We start from the raw sequence: 25,695 nt of genomic DNA on the forward strand, positions 1-25,695 counted from the left end.
GTGCCCGTACCGTAAACCGACACAGGTGGGAAAGATGAGTATTCTAAGGCGCGCGAGTTAAATCTCTCTAAGGAACTCGGCAAATTAACCCCGTATCTTCGGTATAAGGGGTGCCCCGCAAGGGGCCGCAGTTAATTGCGTCAACCGACTGTTTAGCAAAAACACAGCACTCTGCTAAGTCGCAAGACGACGTATAGGGTGTGACACGTGACCAATGCGGAAAGGTGAAAGTCTAGGGTGCAAGCTCTGGATCTAAGCCCCCGTGAATGTCGGCCGTAACTATAACGGTCCTAAGGTAGCGAAATTCCTTGTCGGGTAAGTTCCGACCCGCACGAATCGTGTAACGAGTTGACGACTGTCTCGGAGAGAAGCTCGGTGAAATTGTAGTGGCGGTGAAGATGCCGCCTACCCGCAGCAGGACGGAAAGACCCTATGCACCTTTACTGTAAGCTGTTATTGTCGCTTGACTTTCAATACGTAGAATAGGTGGGAGACTGCGAAACCCGGTTCCAGGATCGGGTCGAGTCACAACGTGAAATACCACTTTTTGTTGGTTAGGCGTCTAACCTCATACCATTATCTGGTTGTGGGACAGTGATAGCAGGTCAGTTTTTCTGGGGCGGAATCCTCCCAAAGAGTAACGGAGGATTACGAAGGTTCCCTCGGCCCGGTCGGCAATCGGGCTATAGAGCGCATGAGTATAAGGGAGCTTTACTGTGAGACCAACAAGTCGAGCAGTTGCGAAAGCAGGTTCAAGTGATCCGGTGGTTGAATGTGGAATCGCCATCGCTCATAGGACAAAAGGTACGCTAGGGATAACAGGCTGATCGCGCCCAAGCGTTCACAGCGACGGCGCGGTTTGGCACCTCGATGTCGACTCATCACATCCTGGGGCTGGAGAAGGTCCCAAGGGTTCGGCTGTTCGCCGATTAAAGTGGTACGCGAGTTGGGTTCAGAACGTCGTGAGACAGTTCGGTCCTCTATCCGCTGTGGGCGTTTGTGATTTGAGGGGTTCATTCTCTAGTACGAGAGGACCGAGAATGACGAACCTCTGGTGTTCCGGTTGTCGCGTCAGCGGCAGCGCCGGGTAGCTATGTTCGGAAGGGATAAGCGCTGAAAGCATCTAAGCGCCAAGCCCATCCCAAGATAAGATCACAATCCACCGCAAGGTGGTGCAAGGTCCGGGTAGACCACCCGGTTGATAGGCCAGAAGTGTAAGCGTGGTAACGCGTTCAGCTTACTGGTACTAATGACCTTGCCGGTTATGCAAACCATCTTCTAGGCGTTTATTTTACCTCCTTACCGGAGCTGCCCTAAATTTTCCTCACTTGCCCGGCGATGTCGGGCGTCACTTCCTGGTGACCATAGGCGAGGGGTTCCACCCGTTCCCATCCCGAACACGGCCGTTAAGCCCTCAGCCGCCAATGGTAGTCGGACGTAAGGTCCTGCGAGAGTAGGTCGTTGCCAGGTTTATGGCCCGGTTCTTCGAAAGAAGGACCGGGCCTCTTTTTTGCCCGGTGATCAGACCACTGGCCACGCGACCCGAACGCTGGCGTGAATAGCGACCTACCGCACGAATCCAGCAAGGCTTTCCTCCCCGCGGCACAGCAGACGATCCAGCCCCGGGAACACGCGTGCGCGCTCGAGAAGGTTCCGGTGGCCGCGCTCTACCCCTAGAGCGCCAGCGCACCGGAACGACGGCTATCACTCGCACACAACCCGACGCATAACCGCGAGAGTCGCCCGATCCCTTCATCCTTCGTGTATCCGCGAATAGCTCCGAACCGCATCCGGCGAACGCGAGACGCGCGAAGCGACGACACGCGAAGGCGTGGACGATTCGAACTCCCGCCTAGATCCCGCGCAATCGCAGCCAGAATCTGGCGCCTGCGTTGAAAGTAGACCGCTGCACGCGGTTCGCTGGTCGAATTCCGGTGGCCGAAACCTCCGTTGCAGTTTTCGGTCCACCGGAATCGACAAACCTACTGACACACCGCGCCGTATAACACCGCCCACGGCCGACCCCTTCAAAATATCCGGCGTGGCGGGAGGTGGCTGATCAACGGCGTCGCTCCGATTTGTCATTTGCCAACCCGAATCGCCAAGCTAGCCTGAGACCTTTTCATGCTGTCGTTCCTCATCAAACGTTTTTCCGGTCGGCACTACCGCAAGTTCCTCGAATCGTGCCGGCCGATCGTGGCCCGCATTAACGAACTGGAAACGTCCTATCAGTCGCTCAGCGATGAGCAGTTGCGCGCGAAGACCGATGATTTCCGCGCCCGGCTCGCGGCAGCGACCGACAAACGTGCGGCTCTCGAGCAGGTCCTGCCCGAAGCTTTTGCGACCGTAAAAAACGCCGCCCGCCGTCTCTTGGGCCGGACCATCGTCGTGTGCGAACATGAGCTGGTCTGGGATATGGTCCACTTTGATGTCCAGTTGATCGGCGGCATCGCGCTGCACCAAGGCAAGATTGCGGAAATGGCGACCGGCGAAGGCAAGACGCTCGTTGCGACGCTCCCGTTGTACCTGAACGCACTCGTCGGCCGGAACTCGCAACTCGTCACCGTCAACGACTATCTCGCCCGGCGCGACTCGGAGTGGATGGGATACATCTACAACTTCCTCGGCATCACCGTCGGTTGTATTCAGCAGCAGATGCCGCCGGATCTGCGGCGGGAGATGTACAACCGAGACATTACCTACGGCACGGCCAGCGAGTTCGGCTTTGATTACCTGCGCGACAACGGCATGGCCACGCGCAAGGAGGACCAGGTGCAGCGCGACCATTGGTACTGCATCGTCGATGAAATCGACTCGATCCTCGTCGACGAAGCACGGACGCCGCTGATCATCTCCGGCCCGGCGCCGATCGAGCGCGAGCAACCGTTCACGCGGCTGCTGCCGCCAGTCAATGATCTGGTCAACGCGCAGGTGCGGCTTTGCAACAAGATCGTCACCGAGGCGCGCGAACTACTCGAAAAAGCGGACGCCAAACCCGAACAGAAACAGCTGGCCGCTCGCAAGCTGCTCCAGGTGAAAATGGGGCACCCCAAGAACAAGCAGTTGCTGCGGGTCATGGAAACGCCCGAATGGCGCAAGCTGCTCGATAAGGTGGAAACCGAGATGAACTCGGACCTGAACAAGGAGGAACTCTATCGTATCAAGGAGGAGCTTTTCTTTGTCATCGATGAGCGCCAGCACCAGGCCGACCTGACGGAGATCGGCCGCACCAAGCTTCGCCCTGACAATCCGGATGCGTTCGTCCTGCCTGACCTGGCGACGGAGTTCAGCGAACTCGATAAGAACGCGGCGATGACGCCGGAGGAGCGGGAGGCGCAGAAGCTCACGTCGCAGCAGCGTTATGCCGACGTGTCGGAGGATATTCACGCGATTTCACAGCTGCTCCGGGCGTATTCGCTGTACGAACGCGACGTGGAGTACGTCGTGCAGGAAGGCAAGGTGATGATCGTCGACGAGAACACCGGCCGTGTGATGCCGGGCCGACGCTGGTCGGACGGTCTGCATCAGGCGGTCGAGGCGAAGGAAGGCGTGACCATCGAGCGCGAGACACGCACCTACGCGACGATCACGATCCAAAATTACTTCCGCATGTATGAGAAACTTGCGGGCATGACGGGCACGGCGGAGACGGAAGCGACCGAGTTCAATGACATCTATCGGCTGGCAGTGCAGGTGATCCCGACCAACAAGCCCTGTATCCGCGTCGACAAGAACGACTCGATCTTCAAGACCCGCCGCGACAAATACGCTGCGGTCGTGCGCGAGATCGAAGGGGCGAACAAGCGCGGCCAGCCGGTGTTGGTCGGCACCGTGTCGGTCGAATCGTCGGAGGTGCTTTCCCGCATGCTCAAGCGCGCGGGGATCATCCATACCGTGCTGAACGCGAAATTCCACGCGCAGGAAGCGGACATCGTCGCCCGCGCGGGCCAACGCGGCGCGGTGACGATCGCAACCAACATGGCCGGCCGCGGCACGGACATCAAACTGGGCGAGGGCGTGCGCGACCTCGGCGGCTTGTATGTCGTCGGCACCGAGCGGCACGAGTCCCGGCGCATCGATCGCCAGCTGCGGGGCCGCTGCTCCCGCCAAGGCGACCCGGGCATGACGAAGTTTTTTCTCTCGCTCGAGGACGACCTGATGCGGCTGTTCCTGCAGGGTAATCTCGCCTCGCGTTTGATGGAGGGATCGATGCAGGAAGGCGAGGAACTCGAGCATCCCTGGCTCAACCGCTCGATCGAATCGGCCCAGAAAAAGGTCGAGCAGCAGAACTACTCAATCCGTAAGCGGCTGCTCCAGTACGACGACGTGCTGAATCAACAGCGCGAGGTCATCTACGGAATCCGCAATGCGGCGATCCACGCGGACCGCCCGAAGGACATTATTTTCGAGCAGATCGAGGAAGAGTTGATCAACCGCCTGGAAGCGGTCGGGCTCGACGATCGCGCCGGACCTTCCAAGGCGGCCCTGGAAAGCTTCGTCGGCTGGGCCAACTCGCATTTCCCCATCAGCCTGCGCGTGGAGGAGGTGACCGGGACGGTGGAGGGGCTGGCCGCCCTGTTGCTGGAACGGATCAAAAAGGCTTACGCGGTGAAGGAGTCGGTCGAGATCCCGGATGCGCTGGGCGCGCTCGAGCGCTACGTCGTGATTAACGCGATCGACCATCACTGGCAGGAACACCTGACGGAGATGGAGGACCTGCGGAAGAGCATTGGCCTGCGCAGCTACGGCCAGAAGGATCCATTGGTCGAATACAAGAGCGAGGCCTACCGCTACTTTGAGGAGCTGATGAACAACGTCCGCCTGCAGATCTGCACGGGACTGTTCCGCAGCGCCTCCAATCTGGAATCCTTCGAAAACATGCTCGCGCTGCTGAGTCGGACCGCGCGCGCGGTCGGGCCGTCGGATGTGCCAACACCGGCTGCGCCTGGCACGGTAGCAACGTCGGTGCGACCGGCGATGGCCGGTCGAAGCGAAGCGGCCGCAACGGCCACGGCCGAGCCCGAACAGGAGATTCAGCTGCCCAAGGTGACGATCCGACGAGAGACGCCGAAGGTCGGCCGCAACGATCCGTGTCCGTGCGGCAGCGGGAAGAAATACAAGAACTGCCACGGCCGCTGAGGGTGCGGCCGCTCTGAATCGAGCGCACATTCGGTTTGCCCATGGCGGCGCTGCATCTCGGTTTGCTGCTTTTTGGCGCGGCCGGCGTGGCGAGCTGGGGCTGGGGCTGGGCCGCGCGCGGCGGACCGTGGGGGGACGCCGCACCGGTGCCGACCACGATGACGGTGGGCCTGGCGACGGTGGTTTTCATTGGTGGACTCTTAAACCTGCTGCATCTGGCCCGCCCGGACGTTGTTGATGCGGTTTGGATCCTGGGATTCCTGCTGGCCGGCGGCGGAGTGGTTCAACGGTGGCCCAACATTCGCGCATGGCGGCCGACGGTGCGGCTGTGGTCGTTCTCGCCTGGCTCACCCCGCCGGCGGTGTTCAATGTCCACGACGACCTGGAAAAGTATTTCGAGCATCCGGTGCGGATGCTCGCGAATGGCACGTTGACGCCGAACCCATTGGGCTCGCTTGGAGCCGAAACGCTAGGCGGACAGGCGTGGCTGCACGCGCTCGTGCTGGTGCACCTGCCGATCGAATTCATCGGCAGTGTGGAGCCAGGGTCGGGGTTTCTGCTGGCCCTCGCGCTCGCTGGCTTCGGCGTCCCTCACGCGGGCAAAGGCGTCACCGCCGCAGCGGCGGGACTTTGCCTGCTCGCGATCAATCCGCAGGTGGTCAACGTCTCCTCCGTTTTCACGGGCGCGGCCTTAATGATGGCGACCGCACTGGTGACCGCCGACGAGCGAACCGATGCGCGCTGGCCGGCTCACGTGCTGGGGCTGCTGTATGCGGCGTTGATTGCCCTGAAAACCACGCACGGAGCCTTCGTCGTGCTTCATGGCGCCGGCCTGTTCCTCGCCGGATGGCTGCTCGGATTTCGCTGCGTGAAGCGCGTGTTCGCCTCAGGTTTGTGGGCGCTGTTGTTTCTGTCGCCTTGGCTGCTGCTCCATCGCGCGCTGTATTTTGCGCCGACAACGGACGCGCCACCACCGCCGCCGGCAGCCGCCACGGAAACGGTCAGCGTGTTTTCCGCGACGGTGAACGGCTACGGTTCGACGTTGCTGCACTACACGCTGCTCGCGGCCCTGGTGTTGATCGCCGCTGCCGTGGCGGTGATTGCGGGCCGCCGGCGCTGGATGGTGGTTTCGGCATCTGCTGGCGCGTTCGTCGCAGTGGGCGTGGCCGCGGGAGCCGGCTACTTTCTGGTGGAGTGGATTGGCGGACCGCGATGGTTCGGCTCATACGGGGCAAGCCGTTACGCCACCGCGTCGTTGCTCGCCGCGTTACCGGCGATGTTGCTGCTGGGCCGGGCGATGATGCCGGAGCGTGCCCGCGCCTATTGGTCTGCGGGCGGACTGGTGCTCGCGGGGGCACTGGTGATCGGATTCTGGCCGTCGTTGGTGAGCCGCGTCCGAGATGCTGCCGACCTGAGAACATCGCTCGCCTATCTCGGACAAGCGCAACCCGTGGCCCGGGGGGAGTTCGCGAGCTACAACCGCGCGGCGCTTTCGGACCTCACCCGGACGAATCTGCGCGCGATTCAGGATTTCGTGCCGACCGGAGCTCCGATCGCAGCTTGGGTCTCGACGCCGTTCCACCTGGATTTTGCTCGCAATCGCATTTTCACCATCGATCCCGCCGGGCTGACGATGCGCTGGGCGCGGATGCCTGCCGAGGTGGAGTATGTGCTCCTGCAATATCGCGGGTTGGCTGTCCGCAGCCGGCCAGAACTCGAAGGGATGATCACCGCGGGCGCGAGCGCGGCTGATCGGGCGAGCGGATTTCGCACGCTCGAGTTCATGGATGCGCTGCAGCGCCAGGCGGCGCGCGCGCGCATTCTCTACAATGACGGCACTTACGTGCTGATGCGATTGCCCCGGCCGTAGAACTCGGGGGCGCCGGGCAGCCGGTTCTGCGCTTGAAGCGCTCCGCACGGCGGCTGACAGTGACCGTTCGATGCAGCCCGCCGGCCCGCCTGATCCCTACGACCCGCAGCCCACGTTTCTGGAAAAACATCAGACGCCGGTCGTGGCTGCCGTGGTGGGAATTGCGACGGCGGTGCTGACCGTGCTTTCGTTTCCGCCGTTTCAAACGCCGGAATTCGCGTATGCGCTACTGGTGCCCGCAATCATGTGGGCTTATCGCAACCCGCCGTTGAAACTCTTCCTCTGGACGCTGTTCGCGGCGCAGGCGGTTGCCTGGACCGTTTTGCTCGCCTGGCTGCACCACGTCACGTGGGTCGGATTGTTCCTGCTGGGGCCGGTGATTGGCGCGTGGGTCGGCGTGTGGTACCTGGCGGCCTGGTGGACGATGCCCCGGATGTTGGGCCGGCCGACGCTGGTGCGACTGGTTGCCTTGGTCGCGCTGGCGGGAGCGTGGGTATTGATCGAATGGACGCGCACCTGGTTTTTGAGTGGATTTCCCTGGCTGCCGCTCGCGGCGAGTCAGTGGGAGCGCTCGAGCATCCTGCAGGTGGCAGCCTATACCGGCGCTGGCGGGATTTCGTTCGTGCTCGTGGCGATGAACATCGGATTTGCGACGATGGCGCACAGCCTGTTCGCGCAAGGCGAAGGTGGGCTGAACTTCCGCCGCCCCGAGTTTCTATTCGCGATGTTTCTGCTGATGGCGTGCCTGAGCATCCACATGCAGAGCGCGTTCAACCGGCGCGAATTCAGCGCGCCGCTCGGGCGCGTCGCCTTTGTCCAGCCCTACATTCCGCAGGACGTGAAGTGGGATCCGGCGAAAGGTCCGGGCATTTTGCGCGTGCTCCAGAGTACCACGCTCGCGGCCGCGGCGACCAAGCCCGACCTGATCCTTTGGCCGGAGGCGAGCACGCCTTGGGCGGTGAACTATCCCAACGAAATTCGCACTTTTGTCGAATCGCTGGCGTCGCAGGCGGGCGCGCCGATCCTCCTCGGCTCCGTCGCGATCGAGAACCTCGACAAGCCGGACGAGCGCTGGCTGAACGCCGCGTTCGTGGTGGATCCGATCGCTGGCGTGCAGCACAGTTTCTACATCAAGCGGCACCTCGTCCCGTTCGGTGAATACGTGCCGTTGCGGCCGCTGCTCGGCTGGATCCGGAAGTTCGTGCCGATCGGCGACGACGCGCGTCCGGGCACCGAGCCTTCGCCGCTGATCGTTTCGATGGGTGGGCGCCCGCTCACGGCGGGTCCGCTGATTTGCTACGAAGATATTTTCCCCGACCTGGCGCGGCAGAGCGCACGGGCGGGCAGCGATTTCCTCGCGGTGTTGACCAACAACGCCTGGTACGGCGAGGGCGGTTCGGCGAGCCAGCACGCGGCCCACTCGGTCCTGCGCGCCGTCGAAACCCGCCGGCCCGTGCTGCGCTGCGGCAACGGCGGCTGGAGCGGCTGGATCGACGAGTTCGGGGTCGTTCGCGCGACGGTGCGCAACGAGGAGGGCAGCATCTATTTTCGCGGCATGCAGACGATCGAGGTCAGCCGCGACGTCCGCTGGATGGGCCGCAATACGTTTTACGTGGAGCACGGCGACTGGTTTGTGGCGGCATCTGCCGTCGCCGTGCTGCTGGGCTATGGCGCACTCGCCCTTGGCGGACGCGAACGCCGCGGACGGTTCCGGACGAACTGAAGTACCGCGTCGGTACCGGTTCAGCTTTTCGGCGCATCCAGTCGCGCGAGCGCTTCGCGCGCACCGCGGCGATCCGAGGCGAGGGCGAGCGCCTTCTCGTAGTGCGGACGGGCTGCGGCGGCGTTGCCCAATGCTTCGTTGACGCGGCCGAGGCTTTCCTCGATCGCCGCGTTGTCCGGCTGAGCGGTGGCGGCCTTGGTATAGAGCACCAGTGCGCCGGCGGGATCGCCGAATCGTTCGGCGATCCGCGCGAGTTCGAGCGTGCCGAGCTGCGGGTTGCGTTTCTCGATCTCCCGCGCGTAACGCTCCGCGGGCTCACGTCCGCCACCGACGATGGCCGGGGCGTTGGTGTAGTAGCGCGCGAGGCCGAAGTAGCCGTCCATGTGCTCCGGATCGAGCTCGATGGATTTTTCGAAGGCTTCGCGCATGCGGCCGGCGAGGAGGCCCTGGTGCAGAAAATTTACCTCGCCGATGCGCACGCTCAACACCCGACCGAGGTTCGAGTGCAGGCGCGCCTCTCCGGGCGCGGCGGCGACCGCCTTTTCGGCGAAACCGACGGCGTCCTTGGCGCGGCCCTGGCGTACGCGCAGCTCGCTAAGCTGCAGGAAAACGCGGGGGTCTGGCTTCTCGACTGCGGCGAGCGGCGTGAGGAGCGCGTCGGCAGTATCGAGTTGATTCGCATTGAGGGCGGCCGCGCCGGCGGCGAGCGGATCATCGGCCGCGACAAGACCAGCGGCGGTGACCAGCATGATCACGAGGGTGAGGAGTTTAGTTTTCATGGGAGCAAATCAATCGTCTTGGAGCGCGCAGGTCGGCGGCAGTCGCGCGGCGCGGAGGGCGCTGGGCATGGCGGCGGCCAGCGCCACGAGCGGGAGGAAGACGCAAAGCGCGGCGTAGATCCACGGATCGCCGGGCTGCACGCCGTAGAGCAGGCCCCGCAGCGAATTCGCCACGATCGCCGCGAGCATCAAGCCGATCGCGAGCCCGACCGCGGCGAGCCGGCCGGCCTGCGCGAGCACGTGCTGCAGCACCTGGGACGGAGTGGAACCCAGCGCCATCCGGATGCCGATCTCCCGCGTGCGCCGACGGGTGGTGAAACTCATGCTGGCGTAGATGCCGAAGGCCGAAAGCCCCAGCGCGACCACGGCGAAGATACCGAACAAGGTGGCGTAGAGCCGTGGCTGCGTCGTCGTGAGAGCAATGTTGCCCTCGAGCGTGGTCGGCGAAAACGGCAGCGTGGGATCCACGCGCTGCATCGCGGCCTGCACTGCCCGCGCGGCATCGGGGCGGTTGAGCCGCACCAGCAGCGTGGAGAAGAACCACGGCATTTGGCGCTGCGGCACGTAGATCTGGGCGGGCGTGGGTGACGAAAGATTGTCCTGCCGCGTGTCACCGACGACGCCGACGATCTCCCGATACTGGTCGGAGAGCCACGGGAGCAGGAGCACGCGGCGGCCGATTGGGTTTTCGCCGGGGAAGATCCGTCGCGCAAGGGTTTCATTGATGATCGCGACCGGCGCGCCGCGCTCGTTGTCGTGCGGGTTGAACGTGCGGCCTTGCTTCAGCGGCAGTTTGATCGTGGCAAAGAAATCCTCGGTGACCGGTGCGTAGACCGCTTCGTCGGCGCCGACGTCGCTGCGCGGCCGGCCCTCGATCCAGAACGGATATTGCAGCGTAATGCCGCACAGCGGGGCGCTGGCGTTCACCGCGGCGGAGGCGACGCCGGGCACCGCCGCCGCCTCGGTCACGAGCCGTTCGTAATATTGCGCGAGTTCGAGATTGGTTTCGAACCGCGTGGGTGGCGGCGCGAGCTGCAACGTAAGTACGTGCGTGGGATCGAAGCCCGGATTCGAGTTCTGCAGCTGCAGCAGGCTTTTCATCAGCAACAGCGAGGCGGCGAGTACGACGAACGAGAGGGCGACCTGCCCGGTCACCAGCAGTCCCTGCACGCGCGCCGCGGCGGCATTGCTCGCGCCGCGCGTGCCGCCGTGCTTCAGCAGCGTGTTCACGTCGGTGCGCAGTACCTGCAGCGCGGGCAACAATCCGAAGAGCACGCCCGTGATGAGCGCGATCGCCAACGCGGCCAGCAGCACGGGCGGATGGAGTGCGACTTCCTGTGAACGCGGGATGAGTCCCGCCGGCAATCGCGTGACGAGCACCGGCAGCGCGCCCGCCGCCAGCGCGCAACCCACCGCGCCGCCGAGCAGCGCCAGCAGCGAGCTCTCGATCAGGATTCGCCGCGCGAGTTGCTGCGGCGTGGCGCCGAGCGCGAGCCGCACCGCAAGGTCCTGCAGCCGCGACAGCCCGCGCGCGAGCAGGAGGTTTGCGAGATTGAGACAGGCGATGGCGAGCACGAGGGCAACCGCGCCGGTGAGTAGCAGCAGGGTGGTGCGCATGCCCCGCGTGCGGAGCTCGTGGAGCGGCTGCACGCGGGTGCTCCAATCGCGATTCGTCTCGGGAAACTGGCGCGCGAGATCGGCGGCGATGCCCTGCAACTCGGCGTGCGCGGTCGGGGCAGTGACTCCGGGCTTGAGCCGGCCGACGATGTTCCAGAACCGTGAGTCGCGGGCGAAATACTCGGGTGCTTCCTTCGGAAAAGGAAGCCACGCATCGACGAACTCCGGTTCACGAAACGATTCCGGCATGATGCCGACGATCGTGTGCGGCTGGTCGTCGAGCAGGATGGTGCGGCCGACGGCATTCGGCTGTGCCCCGAAGAGCCGGCGCCACGCGACATTGCTCAGTACGACGGCGCGTGGCGCGCTGACGCTGAACTCGTCGGCTGAAAACGTGCGGCCTCCCACCGGCGCCACGCCGAGGACCGGGAAGAAATTTTCCGTCACGAGTGCCGTGACCAGCCGAACCGCCGGTTCGCCAGGCCGGGTGTAGGCGGCGAAATTCGGCCGGTACGCCATCAACCCCGAGAAGCTTTGGGCGCGTTGCGCGTAATCGAGGAAGTCGGACGCGGAGTGGCCATCCTGCGTGATCGCCTTGACCGAGTTGATCGCGCGAAAGCCCACCAGCCCCTGCGGATCACGAAAAGGTAGCGGCCGGAGCACGATCGCATACGCGAGCGAGCAGATGGCGGTGGTCGTGCCCAGGCCAAGGGCGAGCAGGCCTACGGCGACGAGGGAAAACCCGGGCGCGCGTCGCAGCTGGCGCAGGGCCTCGTGAATCTCGGCGAGCAGGGTGGTCATGCGCCACCAGATTAGCGCCCCCGGGCCGCGACCGCCTGTGCCGGAGGTCATGGCCAAAGGTCATGGACGACGGAGTCCAGAGCTGGGAATCCGGAGCTGAGGGCCCAGAGCTGAGAGCAAAGAGTCCAGAGGCCGACGCTGCCGGAACACGGGCGAGACGCCCATGCCACACCGGGCCGTTTCATCGGCTATCTGAACACCGCTCGCCGACGATTGTAGGGCCGCCGCCCACCGGTAGTCGGGAACCATCGTCGCGTAAGAGGCGCGTTCGCGGCCGGCGGTGGATTCGACAGGCTCACCGCAGGCGAGCACTGGCCTTACGGGCAATCGGCTGCCGCGACAAAGTTTCGGATTGCCGCTACACCAAACCGAGCTCGCGGCCGCGCAGCGCGGCTTGAGTGCGGTCGAGCGCGCCGAGCTTGCCGAGCACGTTGCTCATGTGATTCTTCACCGTGCCCTCGGCGATCGCGAGCGCGCTGGCGATTTCCTTGTTGCTCCGGCCCTCAGCGAGCAGCCCCAGGACCTCGCGCTCGCGCACGGAGAGTGGCTCAGCGAGCGGCGGCGGCGGCTTGGGTGGCCGCGGCGCTTGCTGCGCGAGCCGGGAAAAATGCGCGAGCACCTTGGCGGTGACCGACGGCTCGAGAAACGACTCGCCGCGCGCGGTGAGTCGGATCGCGGCGATGAGCTTGTCGGAGGGCGAAGCCTTGAGCAGGTAGCCGGCGGCGCCGGCGGCGAGTGCAGCGAACACCTCCTCGTCCTCCTCAAACGTGGTGAGAACGAGGATGCGGCCGGCAAAATTTCCGGCCATCAGTCGGCGCGTGGCCTCGACGCCATTCATCACGGGCATGCGCAAATCCATCAGCACGACGGCGGGGGCCAGCCGCTGCGCCGCGGCGATGGCTTCTTCTCCGTTCGCCGCTTCAGCGACAATCTCGAGATCCGGCTGCTGGGCGAGCAGCAGCCGTAATCCCTCGCGAAAGAGCGACTGATCATCGACGAGCAGCAGGCGAATGCGCTTCATGCGAGCTCCTTGGTGGGCAGCTCGACCCGCAGCGTAAAGCCGCCTTCCGGCCTGTTGCCGAAACGCACCATGCCGCCGAGCAGCTCGACCCGTTCGCGCAGGCCTTGCAGCCCGTGGCCCTTGGTTGGATGGCCGCCGACCGGCAGGCCTTGACCATCGTCAGCGAGCGTGAGCGCGATGCGCTGCTCCTGGGCGAAATCCAACGCCACGTCGATCGCGGTGGCAGCGGCGTGCTTGCAGACGTTGGTGAGCCCTTCCTGGGCCGAGCGGAAAAGCGCATGCTCGACATTTGCGGGCAGGGTTCGCGGCGCACCTTGCACGCGCACCGTGGCGTTCAGTCCCAGGTTTGCGGCGAGCGCCCGCAGCGTTTCGGGCAACGGCGGCCGTGTGCTGTCGGCGCGCAGCGTGCCGACGGAGCGACGTACGTCCTCGAGCGCTTCGCGCGAGAGCCGCGCCGCCTGGTCCAGCGCCGTGGCTGCCTGTGCGGGCTGCGCCGTAAAGACCGCGCGCGCGGCCTCGAGCTGTACGTTGATCGTCGTGAGATAGTGGCCGATGCCGTCGTGGATCTCGCGTGCGATCCGGTTCCGTTCGCGGGTGGTGGCTAGTTCGCCGGCTTCCGCGGCGTGCTGCCGCAACTGCTCGTTCGCGGCGGCGAGTTCCTGGGACAGCTGTTCGGCGTGCTGACGGGATTCACGGGCCTGTCGCGTTACGAGCGAGAAAACCACCACGAACACGAACGCGATGCCGTAGCTCGGGGCGCTGGTCAGCGCCGCCTGCGCGCCGAAGCTGAACCAGATCGCTCCGACGACGGCCGCGAACAGTTCCAGCACCCCCAGGGTGGCCCACGGCCAGCTCAGCTCCAGCACCACCAAGCTCGCGGCCGGCATCGTTACGAGCCCGGAGAAACCCTTGAGCGGCGTCACGAAGACGATCGCGGTCGCAAGGGCGGTCTGCACGACCACGTACAGTGGCTTGGAGCGCCACCGGGCGGGCAATCCCTCTTCGCCGAGAACGCCTAAAATCGCATACAACGCCCCCAAGGCGAAAACTAGCGCCACCTCCCACGCGGTGCCCTCCAGCTGCACGGGCCGGAGGAACTCGCAGAAGACCGCGAGCACGACGAGAGCGAACGCCACCCGGCCAAACAATTCCATGCGGTCGTTGCGCGAACAAGTGGTCATGGCTCAACCTTAACAGGGGCGGCGGGACGGCGAAATAGGCCGAAAGTCATGGTTGGCGAACGGAACGGATACGGTGGATCATGGCGTCTTCATGCGCCGCGCGATCCGCGAGAACAGCCATGGCACAAAACGCTTGAGGTAGATGCCGGCGACCTCCCAGCCGCCGACGGCGATCTCTTCGCGACCGCGGGCGACAGCACGCACGATCGCCGCTGCGCAGCGCTCCGGGCTGATGCCGCGTTGCTGCGTGGCATCCATTCGGCCGTGTTTCTCACCGCGCGGGCCGAGGGCATTCGCCGAGACGGCGGTGCGCACGTAACCGGGGCACGCGAGCGTCACGCCGACGCCGGTGTTCGCCAGCTCCGCGCGCAGCGAATCGAAGTAGCCATGCAACGCGTGCTTGGCCGCGGCGTAGCTGGAACGGCCTGGCGTGCCGACATAGCCCATGACACTGCTTACGACCACGACGCGCCCGGTGTGATGCTCGAGCATCGTCGGCAACACGGCCTTGGTGAGCGCCACCGGACCGAAGTAGTCGGTCTCCATGATGGCGCGTTCGACCGTGCTGCTCGTGTCGAGTGCTCGCGCCCGTTGGCTCACGCCGGCATTGTTGATCAGCACGTCGATCCGGCCGAAACGCGCGAGCATCTCCGCCACCGCTCCCGCGAAAGTTTGACTGCGGCTGAGATCAAGCACGACGCAGGCATGAGCGTCAGGCCGGTCGCAGGCGCGCCGGACGCGCTCGAGTTCGTCGGCGCGCCGGCTCGACAGCACCAGCGTGGCGCCCGCGCGGGCGAATGCGTACGCAAGCGCCTCGCCGATGCCCGAGGAGGCGCCGGTGATCCAAACGATCTGGTGGGGAAAGTTCATGAGCGGTTCGATTTACGGGCAAGAGGCCCGGGTCACGCCTGGCTCCACACCTCTCATTCGCCGATGATTTTGACGAGCACGCGTTTCCGCCGCCGACCGTCGAACTCGCCGTAGAAAATCTGCTCCCACGGGCCGAAATCCAACGCACCTGCGGTCACGGCCACGACGATCTCGCGGCCCATCACGGTGCGCTTCAGGTGGGCGTCCGCGTTGTCCTCACCTGTGCGATTGTGGTCGTAGGCGCTGTGCGGTTTTTCGGGGGCGAGCTTTTCGAGCCAGCGTTCGTAATCGGCGTGCAGCCCGCGTTCGTCGTCGTTGATGAACACGCTCGCCGTAATGTGCATCGCGTTGACGAGGCAGAGCCCCTCGCGAATGCCGCTCTCGCGCAGACACGACTCGACTTGAGCGGTGATGTTCAGCAGCGCGCGCCGCTGCGGAACCTCGAACCAGAGTTCTTTTCGGTAGGATTTCATGACGGACGTTTCGGGAAGAGCGGGGCGTGGGAGAGGCGTTTCAACGCCAGCCGGGAAAACAACTTTGCCAAACCGGCCGGCGCCAGTGAGTTTCTGGCGCATGGAAGCCGCACCGTCGAGCTACTCCCCGCGCGAGGAACTAGCCAACGCCGTCACGCACGGCGTTGGAGTGGTCCTGAGCATCGCCGGACTCGCGCTGCTGGTCACGATGGCGAGTCTGCACGGCGATGCGTGGCACGTCGTCAGCACGGCGATTTTCGGCGCGACGCTCGTGCTGCTCTACACCGCTTCCACGCTTTACCATTCCTTTCGCCATCCGGACACCAAGCGGATGCTGCGGAAGTTCGATCACGCGGGCATCTTCCTGCTCATCGCCGGAACCTATACCCCCTTCCTGCTGGTGAGTCTGCGCGGGCCTTGGGGTTGGAGCCTGTTTGGCGTGATCTGGGGACTCGGGCTGGCAGGCGTGGCGCTGAAGTTCTGGCTCGCGGGCCGGTTCCGCGTGCTGTCGACGTTGATCTACCTCGGCATGGGTTGGATCGTCCTGATCGCGCTGCAACCGATGCTGCAGGCCGTGCCGCCGGCCGGGCTGTGGCTGCTGCTGGCGGGCGGTCTGTGCTACACGGGAGGAACGGTATTCTATCTCTGGAAGCGACTGCCGTATCACCACGCGGTGTGGCACCTGTTCGTGCTCGCGGGCAGCATCTGCCACTGGGTCTCGGTGTATGGCTACGTCGTCCCGGGCGCGCGCGGCGTCAGCGGTTGAGTTCCCACACCGCAGCGTTGAGCAGCGTGGCGTAGCTGACCCACAGCAGGTAGGGCAACCATAGCCAGCCGGCGATCCGATCGGCGGCGCGAAACCGCACGTAGATCCGGATCAGCACCAGCCAGAGCACGATCACCTCGACGAGCGCAAGCCCGGGGCGGTGCAGTCCGAAGAAAAGCACCGACCAGAGCGCGTTGAGGGCGAGCTGGGCGGCAAAGAGCCGCGAGGTATGCCGGGCATCGGCTTCGCCGCCGACGCGCCAAACGCGCCACGCGGCGATGGACATGAGGATATAGAGCAACGTCCAAGCGGGTCCAAACAGCCAGTTCGGCGGCGTCCACGCCGGCTTTTGCAAGGTCGGATACCACGTGTGAACGCTGGTGGCGGTGGCGATCGCACCGATCGTGCCGGCGAAGGCGGCGAGCAGGAGAAACAGGCCGAGCGGCAGCCACCGCGAAGATTTCATGGCACGACGATCTGTATTTTCCCGCCGGCTGCAACGCTCGGCGCGGACAGTGAAGACCTTGGCCTTCTCACGTGCGAGCAGCTGCGACGGGCAGCGTCACCTCGTCCAGCGAGAGCTTGGTCAGGAATCGCGCGGCGATGCGTGCGCGTTCGGCGAGGCTGGGCAGGTGCGCGTATTCGGACGCGCTGTGCAGGTGTCCGCCGACGACGCCGAGACCGTCGAGGCAGGGCAGTCCGGCCGCGCCGAGAAGATTGCCGTCGGATCCGCCGCCCACGTGGGTCCACGAGAACGGCGCAGCGCCGACGTCGCGCGCGCATTGCTGCCAGGCGGCGAATAGCGCGCGACTGGTGGGCGTCGCCTCCAACGGCAGTCGATTGAACTGGCCGGCGATCTCGAGTCGGTAGCCTTCGCGCGCATTGATCGGGGCGGCGAGCTCGTGCAACCGCGCCAGCACCGCGGCGGCGTCGTTCGCCCGGGTGATCCGGATGTTGATCTCGGCGCTCGCGCGGTCGGGGACGATGTTAACCGCCCCGCCGCCCTGCACGGACCCGACGTTCAGCAGCACGCCGGGCAGATCTTCCGGCACGGCATGCGCGGCCACCAGAAACTCAGCGAGCGCCACGATGGCGTTGCGTCCCTCATTCGCCGCGCGGCCCGCGTGCGCGGCCCGGCCGGTGCAGGTGACGGTGAAAATGCCCGTGCCTTTGCGCGATTCTACGAGGTCGCCGTTCTCTCGCGCCGGTTCGAAAATCAGCGCGAACGGAAATCGCTTCGCCGCCTCTTCGATGACGGGACGGCTCGCGACCGAACCCGTTTCCTCATCGGGCGTGAGCAGCACCTCCCAGCCCAGCGCGGAGGCCTGCGCGGTGCGTTCGAACGCCTGCAGTGCCGCCAGCAGAATGACGATGCCGCCCTTCATGTCCGCGACGCCCGGACCGCCGAGCGTCCGCGCGTCCAGCAGCTGGCACGTTTGAAACGGATGGCCCGCATCGTACACCGTGTCGTAGTGACCGCTCAGGAAAACTTGCCGTGGCGCAGCGGGGCGCTGCCGCACGCGCAACGCGCATGCCGCGGTGCCGGCGAGCGGCACCGTTTCCACCTGCGCTCCGCGGAGCTTGGCAAACTCGGCGGCGAGCGCGGCGCGCATCCGCTCCAGCCCGGCGACGTGGCCGCTGCCGGAATTGATGTTGGCCCAGCGGATGAGCAGATCGCGCAGCGCAGGTTCGTCCATGGCGTGGCGTACAGCCAAGCCGGCCGGCGAACGAGGGCAAGCGCCGGGTTTACCCGGTTCCTTACGGCATCGCGTTCGCGAGCGCTGCGCGCGACGCCGCGCGGGCAAACGATTCGGCGACCGTCACCGCACGAGCGTAGGCCTCGTAGTCTGCGGCCACCTTGGCCTGGGCCGCGGCGGCGCTTTCCGGCGGCGCCATGCTGGCAGCGGCGATGCTCTCACGCAAAATCGCCTCGCGCGCGCGAACCTGCGCGAACGCGTCGTCGGCGGGACGGAGGAGCGGTTGCGGCTCGACCGAACGGAGTTCGTCCGAACGCTTCAGCTGTTCGCGCTTCCACTGATTCTGGACGAAAATCGCGTTTTGCAGCCGTGCCACTGACGTCGCCGTCACATTGATGTTCTGCTTCACCTGCGAGAGGATCGCCTTCAGCCGTACGTAGTCGGCACGCACGAGCTGTTGCACGGTGTTGTGCGTGTCGAGATTGGAGCCGAGTTCCCCTGCATCGCCGGGCCGCGCGGTCGCGAGCGGTCGCAGTGATCCGCCCGTGAAGCTTGGCGGCGATGATGTATCCGTCGCGCTCGGCGCAGGTGCGGAGGGCGCAACGGGAGTCGCTACGGTGAACGAATTCGTGCTCGCGGGAGTGTCGACGGCCGGCGGCGGCGTGGCCGTCACCGTCGGGGTCGCCACCGCCGGCGTGCTCGTGGGCGCAGCAGCCGTGACGCCGGCTGCGGGTGCAGTGGCCGGCGCGGAGAACGTCGTTGCTGCAGCAACGTCAGCAGACGGCGACAGCGAAGTCGCCGTCTGCTGCGTCGCGGACGAGCTGGCTCCGTTGAAGGTGCTGGAACCGGCGAGCTGCGACCCGGCCGACGCCGGCGCACTGGTGAGCGCGGCGGTGCCTTGTGTCGGGCTGGTGAAAAGAGGAGTCACGGTCGTCGCGGTCGCGGGAGCGCTGGCCATGGCCGTGGGCGCTGAGCTTGCGGTGTGACTTGCGACCGTGGTGCCAGCGCGTGAGGCGTTGCGCGCGGTCTGCGCCACCTGCGCTGTCTGTGTGGCCTGGTGTGCGCTCGCAGCACTGGAGGTGCTCGTGTTCGAGGCGACTTGCGACGCCTGAGTGGCGGCTTTCGCGCCCGACTGCGTCGCTGAGGCGGCGACCGTTGCAGCACCGGCGGCGGCATCAGCTGCTTTCGCTGCGGAATCGGCCGCGTCTGCCGCGCTGCTGGCGGCATCGGAGGCGGCGTTCGCCGCAGTGCCCGCGGTCTCCGCGGCCTGAGCCACGGCCTTCGTGGCGGTTGACGCGGCTTCTCCGGCGCTGGCGGCGGTACCCGTGACCGCAACGGCCGCCTTCGTGGCGTTGCTCGCCGCCGTGGCCGCGGCATCGGCCGCGGTCGCTGCGGCATCGCTCGCAGTCGCCGCAGCGGTGGCCGCCTGATCAGCCGCAGTCGCCGCCACTTCCGCGGCGTTCGACGCCGCGCCGGTGGCCGAATCCGTTGCCGTCGTCGCGGCGTCGGCGGCGGTGGAGGCGGCCTGAGTTGCGTTGCTCGCCACGGCGTCAACCGATTTTGCAGCGTTGCTCGCGGCCTGAGTAGCGGTCGAAGCCGCCGAGCCGGCGGCTTTGGTCGCGGACTGTGTGGCCTGGGTTGCCGCGTTCGAGGCGGAGCGGCCGGCCTGGCTGGCCGTGGTTGCGGCGTTGGCGGCGACGGTCGCGGCTGCGCTGGTGGCCGTGCTGGCGGCTTTGGTCGCGTGATCCGCGGCGGCGGTGGCAGCGTCCGCTGCTTTCGCGGCCGAGGTGCTCGCGGTCTGCGCGGCTTGCGCAGCGATTTCGGCGGATTGCGTCGCCGCAGAACCGGCGGTGCTGGCCGCGCTGCTCACGGCGTTGCTCGCGGCCGTGGCCGCGGTCGTCGCGGCTTCGGACGCTTTCGTGGCCGCGGTGGAAGCTGCGGTGGCGGCGTCGGAGGCAGCGGTCGCGGCCTTCGCGGCGGAATCGGCCGCTACGCTGACCGCGTTGGAAGCGACGTTTGAAGCCGTGCTCGAAACGTTGGTGACGAGATTGCCGGCGCTGGCGGCGGCATCGACGGCAGTGCTGGCAGCGGTGGCAGCCACGTTGGCGGCCGAAGCCGCTTGCGCGGCGGCGTCGGTGGCGGCCTGGGCGGCGTTCGAGGCTGCGTGAGATGCATTGCTGGCAGCGGCACCGACGTTCGAGGCTGCGTTGGCGGCCGTGGTGGCTGCGGTGGATGCAGCGTTGCTCGCGTTGCCGGCGGCTTGTGTGGCGGTCGAAGCCGCGGCGGTCGCGGTTTGCGCGGCATTCGTTGCGGCGCTCGTGGCGGTGTTGGCCGACTGGCTTGCCGCGTTCGAGGCGTTTGCAGCGGCGTTGCTCGCCACGGTGGCGGCGTTGGCAGCGCTGCCGGCCGCATTCGAGGCGTTCGTGGCCGCATTGTTGGCGGCGTTTGCCGCCGTGGTGGCCGCGTTCGATGCCGCGTTACTCGCGGTCGTTGCGGCGTTCGTGGCCGCGTCCACCGCATTGCTCGCGGCATTGGAAGCAGTCGATGCAGCTTGCGAGGCTACGTTGGACGCCGCCGAGGCGGCGTTGCTCGCCGTGTTGGCCGCGTTCGCGGCGGTGGTCGCGGCATTCGAAGCCGCGTCGGCAGCGTAGCTCGCGGCACCTGAAGCGGTCTGGGCGGCGTTGCTCGCCGCGGTCGTTGCCGTATTGGCCGCGTTGGCGGCAGCAGTGGCCGCGGTGTTCGCTGCGTTTGATGCGGCTTGAGAAGCATTGCTCGCAGCATTCGTCGTCGTTTGGGCTGCGTTCGAGGCGGCGTTGCTCGCCGTGCTCGCGGCGTTCGTTGCGGCGGTTGCGGCAGTATTGGCCGCATTCGTGGCTGCGTTCGCAGCGGTGGTTGCAGCGTCGGCTGCGTTGGAAGCGGCAGTGGTGGCGGTCTGGGCCGCGTTGGACGCCGCATTCGTGGCGTTGTTCGCCGCCGCCGTAGCGGTGGTGGCGGCGTTGGCGGCCGTGGTTGCCGCACTTGAAGCGACCTGAGAAGCGTTGCTCGCAGCGTTCGTCGCCGTTTGGGCTGCGTTCGAGGCGGCGTTGCTCGCCGTGCTCGCGGCGTTCGTTGCGGCGGTTGCGGCAGTATTGGCCGCATTCGTTGCTGCGTTCGCGGCGGTGGTTGCAGCGTCGGCTGCGTTGGAAGCGGCAGTGGTGGCGGTCTGGGCCGCGTTGGACGCCGCATTCGTGGCGTTGTTCGCCGCCGCCGTAGCGGTGGTGGCGGCGTTGGCGGCCGTGGTTGCCGCACTTGAAGCGACCTGAGAAGCGTTGCTCGCAGCGTTCGCCGCGGTTTGGGCTGCGTTCGAAGCCGCGTTACCGGCCGTGCTCGCGGCGTTCGTTGCGGCGGTTGCGGCAGTATTGGCCGCATTCGTTGCTGCGTTCGCAGCAGTGGTTGCGGCGTCGGCCGCGTTGCTCGCCGCTGTTGTGGCGGTGTTCGCGGCGTTTGTTGCGGCACTGGCGGCGGTGTTCGCCGCATTGGAAGCTGCGGTCGTCGCTGTTTGAGCAGCGGTGGAGGCGGCGTTTGTTGCAGCGGCGGCTGCGTTCGACGCGGCGCTCGTCGCATTGCTCGCAGCGTTCGTTGCCGTTTGGGCCGCATTCGAAGCCGCGTTAGTCGCTGTGTTCGCCGCGTTCGTCGCAGCGGTCGCGGCGGTGTTGGCCGCATTCGTGGCCGCGGTCGCAGCGTTGGTTGCTGCGTCAGCGGCGTTGGACGCGGCGGTGGTGGCGGTCTGGGCTGCGTTGGACGCAGCGTTCGTGGCGTTGCTCGCCGCCGCGGCAGCGGTGGTGGCGGCGTTGGTGGCAGCCGTGGCGGCGGTGTTCGCTGTGTTCGACGCGGCTTCAGCAGCATTGCTCGCAGCGTTCGTCGCCGTGCTGGCTGCGCTCGTTGCGGCGGTCGTGGCGGTGTTGGCCGCATTCGTGGCCGCGGTCGCGGCGTTGGTTGCGGCGTCGGCGGCGGTGCTCGCTGCGTTCGACGCGGCTTGAGAAGCGTTGTTCGCAGCGGTCGTTGCCGTTTGGGCGGCATTCGACGCCGCCCGCGTCGCCGTGTTGGCCGCATTCGTTGCCGCGGTCGCGGCGTTGGTTGCGGCGTCGGCGGCATTGGAAGCGGCGGTGGCGGCGGTGCTCGCTGCGTTTGTCGCGACGTTGGCGGCATTGGTCGCCGCGTCGCTGGCGTTGGACGCAGCATTCGTCGCGGTCTGAGCTGCGTTCGTCGCGGCATTCGCCGCATTGCTCGCTGCCGTCGTTGCTGTATTGGCCGCATTCGACGCAGCGGTCGCGGCGGTGGTTGCGGCATCGGCGGCATTGGAAGCGGCGGTGGTGGCAGTGCTCGCTGCGTTCGTTGCGGCGGCGGCCGCATTCGTCGCTGCATCGGCGGCGCTCGCGGCCGCCGTGCTCGCGGTGTTCGCCGCATTCGTGGCCGCGTTGGCAGCATTGCTTGCCGCGTCGGTCGCTGCACTGGCGGCCGTCGTGGCGCTCTGGGCAGCGTTCGTGGCGGTCGTCGCCGCGTTGCTGGCGGCGCTGACTGCGGAATTGGCGGCGTTGGCAGCTGCATCAGCAGCATTGGTTGCGTTGCTGGCGGCATTGGTGGCCGCGCTCGCAGCGGTGTTGGCGGCATTGGACGCGGCGGTCGCTGCCGCATCGGCGGCGTTGTTCGCGGCCTGCGTCGCCTGATTCGCAGCGTTGGCCGCGGAATCCGACGCGTGCTTCGCCGCGTTGGTGGCGGCGTGAGCTGCGTTGTTCGCGGCGTTGGACGCGGCACGGCTCGCGTTTTTGGCAGCGTTCGTGGCGTTGTTCACGGCTTGCAGCACTCCGCCGGTGGATTGGGCGAGCGCGGCGGGCGCAAGCAGCGAGGCGATGAGGACGAAAGGAACAGGGCGTGTCTTGACCTTTTTCACGGCGCGGTGCGAAGGCATTCGCGATAAGACCTCCGGGTCCTCATCAGTTCAGGCAAAAGATTCGGGCTCACCCGAGTAGGCGTGGCGCCGCAAAACCGTCGGTCCTCCGCAGCGCGCAACGCACGATGGGCGACAGGAACCCGAGCGTGCGGGTCTCCATGAAGATACGCGGCGTCGAAGCGCACCGCCGCACGGCCGAGAACAGCGGAGAGGAATTTTACCGGATGGGCCCGAGCAGCCGCTCCGGGAGGTGATTCGGACATCGCCCCATCGTTCCCGGTGAGGAGTAATCTCCCCGGTCCCAAAGGTCGGCCACCGATACGGGCCGGAGTGTTCGACCGTTTAGGTTTTGCCCTGCAGACCCAGGCGAAGTTGGCTGGAGCGATGAATGTGATTTCGTTCGCTCGGTTGCCGGCCGTGCTGCTGGCCGGGATGATCGCGCTGGTGTCGTTGACGCCGGTGCCCGCCGTGGAGCCCTCGCCGGCTGCGGCGCTCGGCTTCGACCCGGCGCGGTTGCAGCGACTCGATGCCGCGGTGCAGGACAACATCGATGCCGGCCGGCTGGCGGGCGCGGTGGTGTTGATCACCCGCGACGGGAAACCTGCGCAGTTGAAGGCCTACGGGCTGCAGGACCTCGAGCGGCACAAGCCGATGCAAACCGACGCGATCTTCCGGATCGCCTCGATGAGCAAGGCCGTGACGACGGTCGCGGTGATGATCCTTTACGAGGAGGGCCATTTCATGCTGCGCGATCCGCTCTCGAAATATCTGCCGGCGTTCGCGAACTCCGTCGTGGCGGTGCCGCCGCCGGCCGGATCGCCGGCGGACGTGAGCTACGTCACCGAAAAAGCGAAGCGGCCGATTCAGATCCGCGATTTGCTAACCCATACGGCGGGGCTGACCTACGGCTACGATCTCGCGGCGGATGCCTACAAGGCGGCGAAGTTGCAGGGCTGGTATTTCGCCGATCGCGACGAGACGATCGGGCAGGCGATCGACCGGCTCGCGACGCTGCCGCTGCACGGCCAGCCGGGCGAGAGCTGGCAGTACGGCTACAGCACGGATGTGCTGGGCCGGCTCGTCGAAGTGGTGTCGGGCCAGCCGCTCGACCGGTTCATCGAGGAGCGGATCTGCCGTCCGCTTGGCTTGAAAGACACATGCTTCTTTCTGCCACCGGAAAAGGCGGACCGGTTGGCGAACGTTTACGGAATCGAGAACGGCAAGCTGGTGTTGCGGGAAACCGCGGAGACGAGTGCCTATGTGCACGGCCCGCGGAAATGTTTCTCCGGCGGCGCCGGGCTGCTCTCGACGATCACCGACTACGGCCGGTTCCTCCAGATGTTGCTGAACGGCGGCGAACTCGACGGCGTGCGCGTCCTCAGCCCAAAGACGGTGGAGCTGATGCACGCAAACCACACCGGAGACAAATACCGGCGGGACACGAGCGCGTTCGGGCTTGGGTTCTGGGTGAACGACGATCCCGGTTTCTACGGCGAGCTCAGCAGCGCGGGCGCGTATGGCTGGGGCAGCGCCTACTATCCTCAGTATGTCGTCGATCCGAAGGAGCGGATGGTTGCGATCCTCATGACGCAGCTGATGCCCGCGGGCGGACTCAACCTAAACCAACAGTTCAAGGTGCTCACCTATCAGGCGCTGGTGAAGTGAGGGGCGAGAGCCTAGGGCTCAGGGTCTAGAGCTGAGAGCGCAAAGCCAAGAGCAGCGGTCTGGCTCGTCGGTGCTGATCGCGGGCTGACGCAGCCCTGGAGGTGCCGCACCGGATGGTCGCAATACGAACATCGGTCAGGTCCGCGCGGCGTCAGCGACTACGGCGCCGCGCTAGAACTTGTAGGTCGCCAGCCCGCCGAGACCGAGCTCGGGGCTCGCGTCGTTGAATCCCACGAGCCCGAAGCCGACGAGGGTCCAGCGATCGTTAGGGCTGGTGGCGATGAAACCGATGAGATTGCTGCCAGGATCGGCGCCGGCGAGCGTGCGGCTCTGCCAGTCGTAGGCCGCGCCGACGACCGCCTTGCCGCCGGCCATCGCGTAGGCGGCACCCGCGGTCGCGAACGGGCCGTCCTTCAGCGGATTCGTCGCGTTGCTGCCCATGAAACGGTATCCGAGCGTGGCGAAAACGGTCACCTGGCCGAAGGTCTGGCTGAGATCCGTCTGCACGTAGTAGTCGGTTTCGCCGCTGCCGAGGCCCTTGTCTTCGTCCGCCGTGGGCAGCTTTACCCGACCGGTTAGGTCGACCTTCACGTCGCCCGGCACGTCGTGCGCGTGAAACGTCGCGGCGAGCGACGTGTCGCCGATGCCGGATTCTGTCGACGAAGTCGGGCGCGGCGCGCCGCCGACGGGCGCGGAGCCGCTGGCGATATTGGCGGGACCTTTGATGCTGAGCCACGAGAAGGCCGCCTTGAGCGACCAGCGCGGCAGGTCGTAGGAAACGTTGACGGGCACGGACCAGAGCTCCGTGTCCTGCGTGAAGCCGAAATCGCCGCGAATGTAGCTGAAACCCGAACCGAGCTTCACGACCGCAGGCGGCGTGGTGGTGACAGCGGGCGCGGGCGTCGCCGTGGCGGAGGGCGTCGCCGGCGCCGAGTCGGCCGGCGGCTGGGTTTGGCCCAAGGCGCTCGCGCTTGTGAGCGTCAGGACAGTGAGGATGGAGCGGGGGAGGTTTTTCATAGCGGAGGAGGGGAGCCCCGGAGTGAGGGTGAAGGCGCCCCGGGGAGCCGATACTCCCCGAGGCGGGTCGTTGAAGAGCAGGAAGGATGGCCAGAGCTCAGCCTTAAGGTTGCGCCGTGCTTTGAACCGCATTTTGCGATGCGGTT

The 25,695-nt window shown here is 66.1% G+C and carries 22 protein-coding genes and 2 rRNA genes (1 of these 24 only partly in view); 14 read left to right on the top strand and 10 right to left on the bottom strand.

Annotation, left to right across the window (positions count from 1 at the left end):
- From OTER_RS08510 to lnt, 5 genes are all read left to right on the top strand, one after another.
- A 23S ribosomal RNA gene (locus tag OTER_RS08510) occupies positions 1 to 1,270 on the top strand; it begins 1,639 nt to the left of the window's first position.
- A gap of 84 nt (positions 1,271 to 1,354) precedes the next feature.
- A 5S ribosomal RNA gene (gene rrf / locus OTER_RS08515) occupies positions 1,355 to 1,470 on the top strand.
- Positions 1,471 to 2,124: 654 nt separating this feature from the next.
- Entirely contained in the window at positions 2,125 to 5,139 is a 3,015-nt protein-coding gene (gene secA / locus OTER_RS08520; RefSeq protein ID WP_012374498.1) for a preprotein translocase subunit SecA, read from the top strand.
- 307 nt (positions 5,140 to 5,446) lie between these two features.
- Entirely contained in the window at positions 5,447 to 7,009 is a 1,563-nt protein-coding gene (locus OTER_RS08525; protein ID WP_012374499.1) for a hypothetical protein, read from the top strand.
- A 70-nt stretch (positions 7,010 to 7,079) separates the two neighbouring features.
- Positions 7,080 to 8,732, top strand: coding sequence for an apolipoprotein N-acyltransferase (lnt, locus tag OTER_RS08530; protein ID WP_012374500.1), 1,653 nt, complete (start codon positions 7,080 to 7,082; stop codon positions 8,730 to 8,732).
- A 20-nt stretch (positions 8,733 to 8,752) separates the two neighbouring features.
- Here the strand turns inward: lnt and OTER_RS25775 are convergent, their stop codons facing one another.
- The 6 genes from OTER_RS25775 to OTER_RS08560 form a co-directional block, all read right to left on the bottom strand.
- Complete coding sequence (locus OTER_RS25775; protein ID WP_012374501.1) at positions 8,753 to 9,511, bottom strand: tetratricopeptide repeat protein; 759 nt, start codon at positions 9,509 to 9,511, stop codon at positions 8,753 to 8,755.
- A 9-nt stretch (positions 9,512 to 9,520) separates the two neighbouring features.
- Positions 9,521 to 11,929 (bottom strand): ABC transporter permease, encoded by a 2,409-nt coding sequence (locus tag OTER_RS08540; protein ID WP_044891665.1) that lies wholly within the window; start codon positions 11,927 to 11,929, stop codon positions 9,521 to 9,523.
- 358 nt (positions 11,930 to 12,287) lie between these two features.
- On the bottom strand, positions 12,288 to 12,950 hold the full coding sequence (locus OTER_RS08545; protein ID WP_012374503.1) for a response regulator transcription factor: 663 nt from the start codon (positions 12,948 to 12,950) through the stop codon (positions 12,288 to 12,290).
- The gene (locus OTER_RS08550) at positions 12,947 to 14,131 is read right to left on the bottom strand and encodes a sensor histidine kinase (protein ID WP_083767664.1); all 1,185 of its coding nucleotides are present in this window, start codon (positions 14,129 to 14,131) and stop codon (positions 12,947 to 12,949) included. The genes OTER_RS08545 and OTER_RS08550 overlap by 4 nt, the downstream gene beginning before the upstream one ends.
- Before the next feature lie 78 nt (positions 14,132 to 14,209).
- Positions 14,210 to 15,001, bottom strand: coding sequence for an SDR family oxidoreductase (locus tag OTER_RS08555; RefSeq protein ID WP_012374505.1), 792 nt, complete (start codon positions 14,999 to 15,001; stop codon positions 14,210 to 14,212).
- Positions 15,002 to 15,054: 53 nt separating this feature from the next.
- Entirely contained in the window at positions 15,055 to 15,474 is a 420-nt protein-coding gene (locus tag OTER_RS08560; RefSeq protein WP_012374506.1) for a secondary thiamine-phosphate synthase enzyme YjbQ, read from the bottom strand.
- Between the two features lie 100 nt (positions 15,475 to 15,574).
- Between OTER_RS08560 and trhA the strand changes: the two genes are divergently transcribed.
- Positions 15,575 to 16,240, top strand: a complete 666-nt coding sequence (gene trhA / locus OTER_RS08565; RefSeq protein ID WP_012374507.1) for a PAQR family membrane homeostasis protein TrhA — start codon at positions 15,575 to 15,577, stop codon at positions 16,238 to 16,240.
- Here the strand turns inward: trhA and OTER_RS08570 are convergent.
- The 3 genes from OTER_RS08570 to OTER_RS23910 all read right to left on the bottom strand — a co-directional run bounded on the left by OTER_RS08570 (position 16,230) and on the right by OTER_RS23910 (position 20,038).
- Complete coding sequence (locus OTER_RS08570) at positions 16,230 to 16,706, bottom strand: TspO/MBR family protein (protein ID WP_012374508.1); 477 nt, start codon at positions 16,704 to 16,706, stop codon at positions 16,230 to 16,232. The two genes, trhA and OTER_RS08570, sit on opposite strands and share 11 nt — an antisense overlap.
- 67 nt (positions 16,707 to 16,773) lie before the next feature.
- Entirely contained in the window at positions 16,774 to 17,937 is a 1,164-nt protein-coding gene (locus OTER_RS08575) for a hydrolase (RefSeq protein ID WP_012374509.1), read from the bottom strand.
- Positions 17,938 to 17,998: 61 nt separating this feature from the next.
- A complete protein-coding gene (locus OTER_RS23910) occupies positions 17,999 to 20,038 on the bottom strand; it encodes a hypothetical protein (RefSeq protein ID WP_158305393.1) in 2,040 nt (679 codons plus the stop codon).
- 73 nt (positions 20,039 to 20,111) lie between these two features.
- On the opposite strand from OTER_RS23910, the gene OTER_RS23915 reads away from it, so the two are divergent.
- The 8 genes from OTER_RS23915 (at position 20,112) to OTER_RS08610 (ending at position 24,532) form a co-directional block, all read left to right on the top strand.
- Positions 20,112 to 20,588, top strand: a complete 477-nt coding sequence (locus OTER_RS23915; protein WP_052300329.1) for a hypothetical protein — start codon at positions 20,112 to 20,114, stop codon at positions 20,586 to 20,588.
- Between the two features lie 117 nt (positions 20,589 to 20,705).
- The gene (locus OTER_RS23920) at positions 20,706 to 20,969 is read left to right on the top strand and encodes a hypothetical protein (protein WP_052300330.1); all 264 of its coding nucleotides are present in this window, start codon (positions 20,706 to 20,708) and stop codon (positions 20,967 to 20,969) included.
- Between the two features lie 6 nt (positions 20,970 to 20,975).
- Entirely contained in the window at positions 20,976 to 21,239 is a 264-nt protein-coding gene (locus tag OTER_RS23925) for a hypothetical protein (RefSeq protein WP_052300331.1), read from the top strand.
- 60 nt (positions 21,240 to 21,299) lie between these two features.
- On the top strand, positions 21,300 to 21,479 hold the full coding sequence (locus OTER_RS23930; protein WP_148218052.1) for a hypothetical protein: 180 nt from the start codon (positions 21,300 to 21,302) through the stop codon (positions 21,477 to 21,479).
- A 6-nt stretch (positions 21,480 to 21,485) separates the two neighbouring features.
- Entirely contained in the window at positions 21,486 to 21,956 is a 471-nt protein-coding gene (locus OTER_RS23935; protein WP_052300333.1) for a hypothetical protein, read from the top strand.
- A gap of 6 nt (positions 21,957 to 21,962) precedes the next feature.
- Positions 21,963 to 22,172: a hypothetical protein gene (locus OTER_RS23940; RefSeq protein WP_052300334.1), complete on the top strand. Its 210-nt coding sequence runs from the start codon at positions 21,963 to 21,965 to the stop codon at positions 22,170 to 22,172.
- Between the two features lie 27 nt (positions 22,173 to 22,199).
- Positions 22,200 to 22,643 carry a hypothetical protein gene (locus tag OTER_RS23945; protein ID WP_148218053.1) on the top strand — a complete coding sequence of 148 codons (444 nt, stop codon included), beginning with the start codon at positions 22,200 to 22,202 and terminating at the stop codon, positions 22,641 to 22,643.
- A 608-nt stretch (positions 22,644 to 23,251) separates the two neighbouring features.
- On the top strand, positions 23,252 to 24,532 hold the full coding sequence (locus OTER_RS08610) for a serine hydrolase domain-containing protein (protein ID WP_012374511.1): 1,281 nt from the start codon (positions 23,252 to 23,254) through the stop codon (positions 24,530 to 24,532).
- 171 nt (positions 24,533 to 24,703) lie between these two features.
- Here OTER_RS08610 and OTER_RS23950 read toward each other — a convergent pair whose 3' ends face one another.
- Positions 24,704 to 25,549, bottom strand: a complete 846-nt coding sequence (locus tag OTER_RS23950; protein ID WP_012374512.1) for a hypothetical protein — start codon at positions 25,547 to 25,549, stop codon at positions 24,704 to 24,706.
- Positions 25,550 to 25,695 lie beyond the last annotated feature (146 nt).

It is taken from the genome of Opitutus terrae PB90-1, assembly GCF_000019965.1.
Classification (GTDB): domain Bacteria; phylum Verrucomicrobiota; class Verrucomicrobiia; order Opitutales; family Opitutaceae; genus Opitutus; species Opitutus terrae.

Bases quoted from the DNA above. Each gene is read 5' to 3' on its own strand.
- lnt (WP_012374500.1), top strand. From the start codon at position 7,080: ATGCAGCCCGCCGGCCCGCCTGATCCCTACGACCCGCAGCCCACGTTT.
- OTER_RS08610 (WP_012374511.1), top strand. From the start codon at position 23,252: ATGAATGTGATTTCGTTCGCTCGGTTGCCGGCCGTGCTGCTGGCCGGG.
- OTER_RS08560 (WP_012374506.1), bottom strand. From the start codon at position 15,474: ATGAAATCCTACCGAAAAGAACTCTGGTTCGAGGTTCCGCAGCGGCGC.
- OTER_RS08525 (WP_012374499.1), top strand. From the start codon at position 5,447: ATGGCGGCCGACGGTGCGGCTGTGGTCGTTCTCGCCTGGCTCACCCCG.
- secA (WP_012374498.1), top strand. From the start codon at position 2,125: ATGCTGTCGTTCCTCATCAAACGTTTTTCCGGTCGGCACTACCGCAAG.
- OTER_RS08540 (WP_044891665.1), bottom strand. From the start codon at position 11,929: ATGACCACCCTGCTCGCCGAGATTCACGAGGCCCTGCGCCAGCTGCGA.
- OTER_RS08545 (WP_012374503.1), bottom strand. From the start codon at position 12,950: ATGAAGCGCATTCGCCTGCTGCTCGTCGATGATCAGTCGCTCTTTCGC.
- trhA (WP_012374507.1), top strand. From the start codon at position 15,575: ATGGAAGCCGCACCGTCGAGCTACTCCCCGCGCGAGGAACTAGCCAAC.
- OTER_RS08555 (WP_012374505.1), bottom strand. From the start codon at position 15,001: ATGAACTTTCCCCACCAGATCGTTTGGATCACCGGCGCCTCCTCGGGC.
- OTER_RS08570 (WP_012374508.1), bottom strand. From the start codon at position 16,706: ATGAAATCTTCGCGGTGGCTGCCGCTCGGCCTGTTTCTCCTGCTCGCC.
- OTER_RS23950 (WP_012374512.1), bottom strand. From the start codon at position 25,549: ATGAAAAACCTCCCCCGCTCCATCCTCACTGTCCTGACGCTCACAAGC.
- OTER_RS08575 (WP_012374509.1), bottom strand. From the start codon at position 17,937: ATGGACGAACCTGCGCTGCGCGATCTGCTCATCCGCTGGGCCAACATC.
- OTER_RS25775 (WP_012374501.1), bottom strand. From the start codon at position 9,511: ATGAAAACTAAACTCCTCACCCTCGTGATCATGCTGGTCACCGCCGCT.
- OTER_RS08550 (WP_083767664.1), bottom strand. From the start codon at position 14,131: ATGACCACTTGTTCGCGCAACGACCGCATGGAATTGTTTGGCCGGGTG.